Raw genomic sequence first — 10,644 nt, forward strand, 5'->3', positions numbered from 1 at the left:
ACCCCGACATCATCCTCAACGGCGCAACAAAATCTCCAGAGGAAATGACCGAGGAAATCTATGGGAAAATCGGAGCGTGAGGCGGCGTCCAACCTGCCAAACCCCTTAATCCCCCCGGACCAACGGGTCTGGCCTTAAGGGGACACCGACCTTCTCCTCCTTCGCTTCCCCGGTGAAAACCGGGGTCCAGCAGCGCAGCCGCAGACTCCACCGCCATGTGCTATGCGCATGGACCTGGCGTTCGCCGGGGCAGCGACAGAGAAGGAAAAGACCCGGCGTCCTCACCCCCTTGGTCACCCCGGCCTTGAGCCGGGGTCCAGTACACCCGGCTTTTTGGGTTGGGCCCGAACAGCGCCGCGCGCAAACGCTAACCGAACAGGTCCAGCGTCAGTTCCGGCTCCGGTGCAGGCTTGGGCTTCGATCGCGCTTTGGGTTTGCTCGGCGGCTGTTCAACGCTCTCGACCATCTCTGGCCCTGCCGCTTCCGCGACCGGCAACAGCGGGCTCACCCAATCCCGCAGCGAAACAAACGCATCGGGAACCAGACAATAAAGCCGGCGCTGCCGATCGGCCCGCACGGTTGCCACCCCCGCATCGCGCAGCACTTTCAGGTGCTGGGAAATCGCCGGCTGGGTCACGCCGGGAAAAGCGGCAACAAAGGCACCGGCCGGCAATTCGCCGCCAACCAGCATGTCGATCATCCGGCGCCGCGTTGGATCGGCGACAACAGCAAAAATGTCCATAAGCGCCGATTTATACACTCACGCCCCAAGCGCAAGACTGTCGGGTGTCCGGGGCTTTCAAGCCTGTGGAAATCTACTCGAGCAGTTCGGCCAGCTCGTTCAGCGCCTCGTGCCACGCTTCGATCGAAAAAATCCGCGACTCCGCGTCGGCATGGGCTTCTGCGATTTCAACGATGGTGATCTCCGTCCGCGAATCATCGACCGGTGCGAACGTCACGATCAGCGTGCTGTCGTGCTCGGAACCTTCGCCCTCCATGTGCCAGAGCTCCACCAGTTTTCGGTCCTGCTCATAGCTGGCGACCGTTCCACTGATGACATGGCTGACGCCGGGCTCGTCGGCATCGGACGTCTCGAACCGAAACTTCCCGCCTTCGAACGGCTCGAATTCGACGATTTCGGCCTGCCATTGTTCGAGCAGGGCCGGGTCGGTCCACGCAGAAAACAGTTCATCGGCCGGCGCATCGATGGTGCGCGACAGGGTGATGGAGTGGTCGGCCTGATCGGTCATGTCAGTCTCCCGTGTTGGGCAGCAATGCCGTCAAAAGCCCCGCCAGCGGCAGGAAGGCGCAAAGCTGGAATACAAAAATGATGCTGGTCGCGTCGGCCACGACCCCGAGCACAGCAGCACCCAAAGCGCCCATGCCGAATGCAAATCCGAACATCAGGCCCGCGATCATGCCCACCCGGCCCGGCAGCAATTCCTGCGCATAAACCAGAATGGCCGAAAACGCCGACGCCAGGATGAACCCGATGATCGCCGTCAGAACGATCGAAAGCTCAAGCCCCACATAGGGCAGGGCCAGCGTGAAGGGAAGGGGCCCAAGGATCGAGACCCAGATCACCAGTTTGCGCCCGACCCTGTCGCCCACCGGCCCGCCGATAAACGTGCCCGCCGCCGCAGCGCCGAGGAAAACAAAGAGATAGAGCTGGGCCGTGGACGCTTCCAACCCGAATTTTTCGATCAGGAAGAACGAATAAAAGCTGGTCATCGACGCCATATACACATTCTTGCTCAGAACCAGCATGGCAAGAATGGCAAAGGCGCCGAGCAGTCCGGCCCGCGAAAGCGAGCGATTGCGAACCGCCACCGGCTGGGGCTTTTTCATCCGGTTCTGGCCCGAATACCATCGGCTCACGGCAAACAGCACGGTAATGGCCGTTAGCGCCACGATGGCAAACCACGAGACGCTGCCCTGGCCGCGCGGAATGATGATGAAGGCGGCCAGAAGCGGCCCCATCGCGGTCCCCACATTGCCCCCCACCTGAAACAGCGACTGGGCAAACCCCAACCGCCCGCCCGACGCCATGCGCGCGACGCGCGAGGATTCAGGATGAAAGATCGATGATCCGACCCCGATCAGCGCCGCCGCGACCAGCAGCATCGGAAAACTCGATGCAGCCGAGAGAACGAGCAGCCCGCACAGCGTCGAACACATGGCGATCGGCAGCGAATAGGGCTTTGGATATTTGTCGGTGTAGTACCCCACCAGCGGCTGCAACAGCGACGCGGTGAGCTGGTTGACCAGCGTAATCAGCCCGATCTGGGTAAAATCGAGGGCATAGATCTCGCGCAGCAACGGATAGACCGCGGGCAGCAGCGCCTGCATCAGATCGTTGAGCATGTGTGAGAAGCTGATGGCGAACAGCACCCACAGGGACGCTGTTTGCCGCGCGGGCTGATGCTCCGCTGTCGTGGCGGTCATAAGGCTAATCCGGAAAGGCAGCGGCGTGGTGTGCCCACGCCGCTCGTGTTCTCGCAAAAACCGTTACGTCCGTGCCGATCTTTCGTCAAGCAAGGCGTGGCACCGCTCTACGGGTTGGACGGATTTTCGCTTCTGAGGTCCTCGGGATCGACATGGTCGACCTGCTGATCGAGCGGAGGATCGTTCCGCGTCTTCCAGAGCGAATAGGCAATGCCCGCCGCCAGTGTCCCCACGGTTATGGCCAGCGAAAGCACCGTATCGATATGAATGCCCACCGGTACCAGCGAGATCTTGATGCCCACATAGATCAGAACGATGGCAAGCGCCGTCTGCAGGTACCGGAAGCGGGCCATCGCCGCCGAAAGGGCAAAGAACAGAGCCCGCAGCCCCAGAACCGCAAAGACGTTCGAGGTATAAACGATAAACGGGTCCTGGGTGATCGCAAAGATCGCCGGCACCGAATCGACGGCAAAGATCACGTCGACGATTTCCACCATGATCAGCGCCACGGCCAATGGCGTGAGCCAGAGCACCAGCTTGCCGCTGGTCGGGTGGGGCTTTTCGACGAAGAACTTGTTGCCGTGGAACTGCGGCGTGATCCTGAACCGCTTGCGCAGGAATTTCAGGATCTTGTTGTTTTCGATATCGTCGTCGTCCTCGACCTTCTTGAACATCCGCAGGCCGGTAAAGATCAAAAAGGCGCCGAAGACGAAAAGGATCGGCTCGAACGCATGCACCAGCGCCACGCCCATGCCGATCAGGATCGCGCGGAACACCAGAACCCCGATAATCCCCCAGAACAGTACCCGGTACTGGTAGATGCGCGGGACACCCAGAAACGCGAAAATCGAGGCGATGACGAAGATATTGTCCATCGCCAGGCTCTGTTCGATAATGTAGCCGGTGAAGAACTCCAGCCCCGACTGCGACCCGCGCACCAGCCAGACCCAGCCGCCGAACGCACAGGCGACCAGCACATACATGCCATAGAGCACGAAGCTCTCTTTGGCGCTGATCTCTTTCTGCTCCTTGTGCAGGAACCCGAGATCAAAGATCAGGATGACCGCAACCACGGCCAGAAACGCGAGCCAGAACCACGCGGGCGTGTTCAGGAACGGTGTATACAAAAATGAAGCGAAATTTTCCATCGCCGGGACCTTCTCCATGTAACTCGTGGAGCAGTTCCGACATCACGCAGCGATCAAGAGCGCTACGCCAGAGGGGCCCGGCACTGCGCGGCGACATATACGCCCTTTCGCGCGCAGATTAAAGGGGCCGCCGGGCTCAAAGGCCGTGCTTTTCCAGTGTGTCGATATATTCGTCCATCACCGTTTCCCGGTCGCGGCCCGAATCCCAGCCGGCATCGATCTGCGCCTTGATCGCCGGGTCCAGCGCTTCCCATTTGGCTTCCCATTCTTCGGCATTGGCGATCCAGTATCCCACCAGCTCGTAGCGCTCGGCGGGAAAGCCCAGCTCCTTGCGCACGAATTTGCGGATGGCCCGCACCACCTTCTGCTCGCCTGCCACCCACACATAGCCCGGTGTTGCGGGCAGGGGCACGCTGCGCACAATCTCCTCGAGCCGGCTGGGGCCAACCCCATTGCCGCAGCCATGCAGCCAGGTCACTGTCGCCGCAGCATGATAGGGCAGGATCTGCTCATCGTCCTTTTGCGCCACTTCCACGAAGACGCGCGACTGAACGTGTTCGGGCGTCTGCTCGAGAATACGCGACAGCGCCGGCAGCCCGGTTGCGTCGGCGACGAGCAATTGCCAGGCATAATCCCTGGGCGGGCTATAGAGCCCGCGCGGCCTGTTTATCGTTATGCGCTCGCCCGGCGCGGCCTTCTGTGCCCATTCGCTGGCCAGCCCGCCCTCGTGGACCACGAAGTCGATGTCGATGGTGACGTCCTCGCCCTCCTGCGCGAACCGCCGCACCGTATAGGTCGAACACCGAACAGCATCCTGACCGTCCGGATAGGTCCAGCGGCCATCTTCGGTAATGTGGGGGAGATGGAGCTTGCCGGTTTCCTCATTGGGAAAGAACAGCCGCAGATATTCGTCACCGACTCCGGTCGTGCGAAACGCCTTAAGCCCCTCGCCGCCAAATGTCAGCCGCACCATGCCCGGTGTCAGCGCCTGCCGGCCAAGCAGCGTCACATCGTAAAACATCTGGCTCATCGCGCGCTCCAGCCCGTGGAATTGTCACGCAACGGGATAATTTATCTTGATCGCAGCAGTCAAGAATTTAAGCGCAAAACCAAACGGCAAAGCCCGCGCCCGCCAACACATGTCGGCGCGACCGGGCTAACACGAATGCAGAAGAAAAATGGCTCCCCGGGCCGGATTCGAACCAGCGACCAACCGGTTAACAGCCGGTTGCTCTACCACTGAGCTACCGGGGAACGCGTAGCCTGCTTGGCAGGTGGCGATCATCTAGCCAATTTGGTGGCGCTTGCCAACCCCCATTTGCCCATTCATTCGCTATGATGGCCAAGCCGGCGGGAAAGCGCGAGCAGATCGCCGATGGCATTGACCCCGGCAAAGGGGTTTTGCGCATGCGTCCGGGCATAATCGAGCCGCCGGGCGCCCAGCGCGGTCTGTGCGTCCCGTATGCGTGGGCCGCGCGGAGCAGGGGCGATGGCCGCCAGATGGGCAATCAGTGGCTCGGGCCGCCACAACGCATTGGTCGGATAATCGCGCTCGCCGAAGGCGCTGACCACGCAATCATGCCCGCCGGCCAGCATTTCCATCGCCCGCGCCGCAAAATCGTGCGGCCAGAACGGCGTATCCACCGAAACCGAAAGCATGAGCGAATCAGGCGCATTGGCGCGCACCCACAACGCCCCGGCCAGCAGCCCCGCCGTCGGCCCGGCAATCCCGCCATCGGCGTCGGGCACGCATACCATGCCCGGCGTAGGCCGGACCACGCCCGAACCGCTCGAAACCACGATCCGGCTGCATTGGGGCTCAAGCGCCCTCGATACCCAGTCGATCAGCGCCAGATTGCCGAGCCGGAGATCGGCTTTTCGCACACCGCCCAACCGGCGGCCGGCACCCCCCGCCAGAATCAATCCCACAATATTCATCGACATCGTTTACCTACTCACCGCCATCCGCAGACCGTACTGCGATGGCTTCTTAAGGCTCTGCGCCGATTATTTGGAAAATTGAAGGTGTGGATCGCATACGGCCTTGCCTAATTCCCCCAAACTACAATAGAACCCCGCCCCAGAGGCCTCGTGGCGGAGTGGTGACGCAGCGGATTGCAAATCCGTCCACACCGGTTCGATTCCGGTCGAGGCCTCCATTTCCCTTGCAGAGCAGAACGATTTTCTCCTCGCGCAACCTCACTGGCGCGGTGCCGCCGTTACGAAACGCAAATCGTCGGCCACAGCCTGCCAATAATGCGCAGTCGAGAATTCGAGCCGGGTAATGGATTTGTAGTCGGCGGCAAAATAGACGGGGCCGTAGGCCGAAAGCGCGAATTCGTCGTCATGGACAAGCGCCTCCCCACGCCAGGCGCGGATACGCAGGGTCTCCCCTTCGGCGCTGCTCCAGGCGACCCCGAAATACCCGCCGACAAAATCGAACGGGTCATCGCCAGCGATCGCCGTGGGGTGGCCCGAACTCGTATAGGCGATATATTCGCCCGACATCATGGTGTTGATGTAGCCTTCGCCCTCGTAGAATCGGCCGTGGGTGGCCACCCAGTTCTCCCAATGCAGCCCGCCATATCCGTTGGGCACCTTCATCAACTGGTCGCCGACGAACAGATCGTCAAAGCCCAACGTTACCGCCTCGCCGGCCAATGAGGCCTCATCGGACCATTCGAGCGGCAGCACGACGGGGATACGCCCGACCGCGACCTCCTGCGCGCCAACCGTCCAGTCACCCGGCGTTACGGGCAGGCGGTACCAGTCCCCCTCGGCCGAAAGGGCAGGGACGGTTTTGCCGTCCGGCCCGCTGGCCACAACCGTGTCAGGCCCGTCGGCCGCGCGCCCCCTGATTTCTGGAACGGGCGCCAGGCCTACCGGGACGGGCAAATGGTCCGCAACGATATCGCCCGGCGCGCCCACCAGCATCGACATGGGAATGGTTTGTTCGCCATTGCCGGTCGTTACCGTCCATCCCGGTGGCGGCACCACGCGAAACGTGTGGGCTCCAGCCTCTGTGATATCGGCATCGACCTGCGCGAGCGAGGTGTTGAAATTGGCATAGCCGCCGATATTGGTGCGTACCGTTTTGGCGCCGCCCGACGGGGTCAGCAGCTCCACCGCGACGTTGACGAACACCCGGTCGCCCAGATCATAGGTCCCGCTGTCGTTCATGTCGCGGAACACGAACGAGGAAATGTTCATCGAGCCGCCATTGGGGCCGCCCCAGTCCCGCAACTGGTAATAGCCGCTTTCCTGCCCCTGCGCCGGCAGGGCCAGGGGCAACACGCAAACCGCCAGAGAGAAGAGTCGCCTGGTCCAGGATTGCACCATTTTGCCTGCCTTTGCCTGTTGTATGGGATATCGGCGCGTCCGATCCGGCCCGAAGGCTGCCGAACTTGTCCCCCGGGGTCAACCTGGTGCGGAACCTGCCTCTGTTTGAAGCGTTCTGGAAGGCCCGCCGCGATCAGAGTGAAAAAATGAAACCGACAACAAATCCAGATTCCGCCCTTGGCGGCCTCGCCGCACCGGTGTTCTGGGGCCGGTCGGTTCTTGCCTTCGCTCATGGCGCAATATTGCTCGCCGGGATCGTTTCCATCGGTGCGGCGCTCTTGCTGCTCGGCCTTCTGGCCTGGCCAGTAAGGCTGGTGCGGCGCCAAATGGGGTTTTAGAAGGTGTCCGGCAAAACATGTCCCCGACGCGATCGGAAATGGAAACGGTTTTGCGGTTCAGGTACGCGACAGGACAAGGCTTGGAGCCGGGGATCTGATTCAATCAAATCCTGAACGGCACTAAGGGCCCTGCCCATTACATCGACCGGCTGCCGCGAGCTTTCAGGAACCGGGAACGGTTGTCCCCTCCGACTTGAAGGCCGATCCGTCGGCGCTCGAGCGGAACATCGTGAGCGTGCCCGACCACAACAGGCGCACGGGATTTTCGGTCTCGTTCGACCAGCAATGGCTGCGATTGCCGCGAAAGTGCAGGCTGTCGCCGGGGCCGACCGCCGTTTCTTCCTCCTCGATCCGCAACGTCAGCTTTCCCTCGAGCACATAGACCATTTCCTCGCCCTCATGATTCGCCACTTCCGAACGGTAGCCCGGAGCGATGGTGATGAGAAACGAGGACAGGACATTGCCCGGGAATTCGGCATGAAGTCTTTCGTAGGAAATCAGCGAATCGTCGACGGAAAAGCGCATCCGCTGGCCGGCCCGGGTCAGCGCATCCTGGGCGTTCGGTGTGGCAATGAAGTAATCCACCCCGACCCCTAGCGCGCGGGCGATCGATGCCAGGGTCGAAAGGGAAGGGGAGGCCTGGTCGCGCTCGACCTGACTCAGATACCCGACCGACACGCCCGATTGCGTTCCGAGTGCCTGCAGCGTCATGCGCAACGCATGGCGCCGCGCGCGGATCAGGGCACCGACCTTTGCCGCCTGCAGATTGTTGGCGATTCCCTCGGCGCGATTCATGCGATCCCTCTCTCAGGCCATCGATCAACCTTATCGAGTTCGGCCGATTTGACCAACCCGCGGTCGCGCGGGGCCGGATTCAAACACGCGCTCGTGCTGGAACCCTTCGGAAAAGTACAATATTTACCGTTGGTTAACCGTAAATACGTGGCATTTGAGCAACAATGGATGTTTGCCCTATTCCTGCCATGAGGTGGCCCCACTTCGTCCGCACTCGGAAACGACATTCCGGCCCATCGCATTGGTGCCGAACCCCGTACGGCGCAGTTGTGGCAGCAGGGCAACACTCCCGGCCCTGACTTCGGATTGCCGCTCTCGGATCGGAACCAGTGCACACCGGCACCCATTAGTTGCACACCAGCCGGTATAAAGGAGAATACATATGAACTCGCTCAAGACAGTGGCTCTCGCTGCCCTTTTGTCCACCACCGCTCTCGGCGGTGCCTTCGCTGCTGACGCCATTGGCGTTCCGGCACCCGCCGTTCCTGCTCCCGCTCCTGTCTATGACGCGGGCAGCGGTTTTGACTGGAATGGCTTTTATGCTGGTGCAAGCGCCGGCGCCCAGAACAATATCACTGCTGGCGAAACCGAATGGACCCTCGGGGCCCAGGCCGGTGTGAACGCCCAGTTCGATTTCTTCCTGGTCGGTGCTGAAGTTGCCCTCGACGGCGTCTTCGACGATCCCGACATGTACGCGTACGGTTCGGCTCTCGCCCGTGGCGGTGTTCTGGTGACTGAAGAACTGCTCGCCTATGGTGCTGTTGGTTACGGCACCGACTTTGACGCCGCCAACGGTGTTGGCGATCACGTCCTTGCCGGTGGTGGTCTCGAATTTGCCGCAACCGACGACGTTTCGATCCGTGGCCAGTATCTCTACGGTTGGGACCAGACCGGTGACGCGACGTCGAGCGACATCCACAAGTTCCAGATCGGCGCCAACTTCCACTTCTAATCGATCCGGATCGAATCTGGAGCGCGGTTCAGGGTCAATCGACCCGGACCGCACCCCATCACCGAGTCGCGAACGGCCCTGCATCTGCGGGGCCGTTTTTGTATACGATTTCGTAAGGTTACCCAATTCCCTGTGCCAGAAAGGCAACAGCACGGACATTTGATGGCGATATTGTGCCGATCCAGGGGGTTGAACGCTTAAAGGGGATTGGAATTGGGCAAAGATTGGGCAATATGAAGACTGATCAACCCCCGTGCTGTGAGGTACTTTATGTCCATGCTCAAATCCACGCTGCTTGCTGCAGCTGCTACCGTCGCTGTCGCTTCGGCCGCCCAGGCTGCTGATCCGATCATGCCGATGCCCGTGACCCCGGTCGCTCCGGTCGTCGATCCCGTTTATGACTGGTCCGGTTTCTATGCCGGTGTTCGCGTTGGCGGCCAGAACGACACAGTCGATACCGATTGGCTCGTCGGTGGTGAACTCGGCGTGAACGCACAGTGGGACATGTTCGTCCTCGGTGCCGAAGCTGCTGTTGATGCCGTTTTCGGTTCGCCCGATACCTACGCATACGGTGAAATCACCGCTCGCGGCGGTGTGGCATTCTCCGAAGTGCTGCTCTATGGCACCGTCGGTTACGGTTCCGACTTTGACGCCCCTCCTGCTTCGGGCGTTGGCGATCAGGTTCTGGCCGGTGTCGGTGTCGAGTTTGCTGTTTCCGACAGCATCTCGGTCGATGGCCGCTATGTCTACGGTTGGGGCGTCGACGCCGCTGACGACGACATCCACAAGTTCACCATCGGTGCGAACTTCCACTTCTAGGAATCGAGGCTGGCAGGGCGGGGGCAACGCCAGCTCATTACCGATTTCGAAAAACGGTCCGGCATTTGCCGGGCCGTTTTTTTTGGTGCCAATGTTCGGCAATCTGCCGGGGCAACATCACACAAGTCCATGCATTTTAGCGCCATTGTTTGCCATGTTTTTCCGGGCAGGGATGGGCGCAATTTTAGTAAAATCTTATCCACGTTCCCAAGCTTGGCTTGAGAGCCGGCCCATCCGCGCAATAATGGCGTCAATTAACCTTAATGGAGTGACGCCAATGTCTTTCGCTGTTCGCATGGCGGCCGTTCTCGTCGCCGGCCTGTCTTTCGCCGGGCCCGCCCTTGCCCAGGATTATGGCCCCTACGGAGTCACCGGGTCGGGGAGCCTGGGAAGTGGCTATGGCTTTGATTGGGATGGCTTTTATGCCGGCGTGTATGGCGGCGGTGTGCCATTCGGCACCACCTCGTGGAACGCGGGCGTGTTCTCTGGTGTCAACGTTTCCATAGACAGCGCCGTCGTCGGTCTCGAAGCCCAGCTCGGCGCCGACCTCGATGGCACCAATTCCATCGATGCCCTGCTGCTCGGCAAAGGTGGCGTCTCGCTGGGCGATGCCCTGGTCTACGCCACCGGCGGCACCGGCATCGTCTCCGGCGGTTTCGGCTATGCCCTTGGCGGCGGTGCGGAATACGGCTTCACCGACTACATGAGCGCGCGCGGTGAGGTGCTCGGTACGGGCCCCTGGGGCTCGATGCCTTCGGATATGCGCGTTACCGCAGGCCTGGCGTTCCATCTCTAGGATAGATCGCGG

The 10,644-nt window shown here is 61.1% G+C and carries 12 protein-coding genes and 2 tRNA genes; 5 read left to right on the plus strand and 9 right to left on the minus strand.

What is annotated here, in order from left to right:
- Nucleotides 1-367 precede the first annotated feature (367 nt).
- The 7 genes from AACZ55_RS13500 to AACZ55_RS13530 form a co-directional block, all read right to left on the minus strand.
- Nucleotides 368-742 (minus strand): metalloregulator ArsR/SmtB family transcription factor, encoded by a 375-nt coding sequence (locus AACZ55_RS13500; protein WP_339646898.1) that lies wholly within the window; start codon nt 740-742, stop codon nt 368-370.
- Nucleotides 743-815: 73 nt separating this feature from the next.
- Entirely contained in the window at nt 816-1,250 is a 435-nt protein-coding gene (locus AACZ55_RS13505) for an SRPBCC family protein (protein WP_338606995.1), read from the minus strand.
- 1 nt (nt 1,251) lies between these two features.
- Nucleotides 1,252-2,445 carry an MFS transporter gene (locus tag AACZ55_RS13510; protein WP_338606994.1) on the minus strand — a complete coding sequence of 398 codons (1,194 nt, stop codon included), beginning with the start codon at nt 2,443-2,445 and terminating at the stop codon, nt 1,252-1,254.
- A gap of 107 nt (nt 2,446-2,552) precedes the next feature.
- Nucleotides 2,553-3,593 (minus strand): TerC family protein, encoded by a 1,041-nt coding sequence (locus AACZ55_RS13515; RefSeq protein WP_339646899.1) that lies wholly within the window; start codon nt 3,591-3,593, stop codon nt 2,553-2,555.
- Nucleotides 3,594-3,729: 136 nt separating this feature from the next.
- Nucleotides 3,730-4,623, minus strand: a complete 894-nt coding sequence (locus AACZ55_RS13520; protein ID WP_339646901.1) for a siderophore-interacting protein — start codon at nt 4,621-4,623, stop codon at nt 3,730-3,732.
- Between the two features lie 149 nt (nt 4,624-4,772).
- Nucleotides 4,773-4,847: transfer RNA gene (locus tag AACZ55_RS13525), tRNA-Asn, on the minus strand.
- 72 nt (nt 4,848-4,919) lie between these two features.
- The gene (locus AACZ55_RS13530; RefSeq protein WP_338606991.1) at nt 4,920-5,537 is read right to left on the minus strand and encodes an NTP transferase domain-containing protein; all 618 of its coding nucleotides are present in this window, start codon (nt 5,535-5,537) and stop codon (nt 4,920-4,922) included.
- A gap of 141 nt (nt 5,538-5,678) precedes the next feature.
- On the opposite strand from AACZ55_RS13530, the gene AACZ55_RS13535 reads away from it, so the two are divergent.
- Nucleotides 5,679-5,752, plus strand: a tRNA-Cys gene (locus AACZ55_RS13535).
- A 40-nt stretch (nt 5,753-5,792) separates the two neighbouring features.
- On the opposite strand, the gene AACZ55_RS13540 is transcribed toward AACZ55_RS13535, so the two are convergent.
- Nucleotides 5,793-6,932, minus strand: a complete 1,140-nt coding sequence (locus AACZ55_RS13540; protein WP_339646903.1) for a hypothetical protein — start codon at nt 6,930-6,932, stop codon at nt 5,793-5,795.
- Between the two features lie 146 nt (nt 6,933-7,078).
- Here AACZ55_RS13540 and AACZ55_RS13545 point away from each other — a divergent pair, with 146 nt between their 5' ends.
- Nucleotides 7,079-7,270 carry a hypothetical protein gene (locus tag AACZ55_RS13545; protein ID WP_339646905.1) on the plus strand — a complete coding sequence of 64 codons (192 nt, stop codon included), beginning with the start codon at nt 7,079-7,081 and terminating at the stop codon, nt 7,268-7,270.
- 162 nt (nt 7,271-7,432) lie between these two features.
- On the opposite strand, the gene AACZ55_RS13550 is transcribed toward AACZ55_RS13545, so the two are convergent.
- Nucleotides 7,433-8,065 carry an XRE family transcriptional regulator gene (locus AACZ55_RS13550; RefSeq protein ID WP_338606987.1) on the minus strand — a complete coding sequence of 211 codons (633 nt, stop codon included), beginning with the start codon at nt 8,063-8,065 and terminating at the stop codon, nt 7,433-7,435.
- Between the two features lie 382 nt (nt 8,066-8,447).
- On the opposite strand from AACZ55_RS13550, the gene AACZ55_RS13555 reads away from it, so the two are divergent.
- The 3 genes from AACZ55_RS13555 (at nt 8,448) to AACZ55_RS13565 (ending at nt 10,632) form a co-directional block, all read left to right on the plus strand.
- Nucleotides 8,448-9,017, plus strand: coding sequence for a porin family protein (locus tag AACZ55_RS13555; protein ID WP_339646907.1), 570 nt, complete (start codon nt 8,448-8,450; stop codon nt 9,015-9,017).
- 270 nt (nt 9,018-9,287) lie between these two features.
- Nucleotides 9,288-9,836, plus strand: coding sequence for an outer membrane beta-barrel protein (locus AACZ55_RS13560; RefSeq protein ID WP_339646909.1), 549 nt, complete (start codon nt 9,288-9,290; stop codon nt 9,834-9,836).
- Between the two features lie 277 nt (nt 9,837-10,113).
- Nucleotides 10,114-10,632 (plus strand): hypothetical protein, encoded by a 519-nt coding sequence (locus AACZ55_RS13565; RefSeq protein ID WP_339646911.1) that lies wholly within the window; start codon nt 10,114-10,116, stop codon nt 10,630-10,632.
- The last annotated feature ends 12 nt before the right edge of the window (nt 10,633-10,644 follow it).

Origin of the sequence: uncultured Pelagibacterium sp., from assembly GCF_963972885.1 — a bacterium.
In the GTDB taxonomy this organism is placed as follows: domain Bacteria; phylum Pseudomonadota; class Alphaproteobacteria; order Rhizobiales; family Devosiaceae; genus Pelagibacterium; species Pelagibacterium nitratireducens.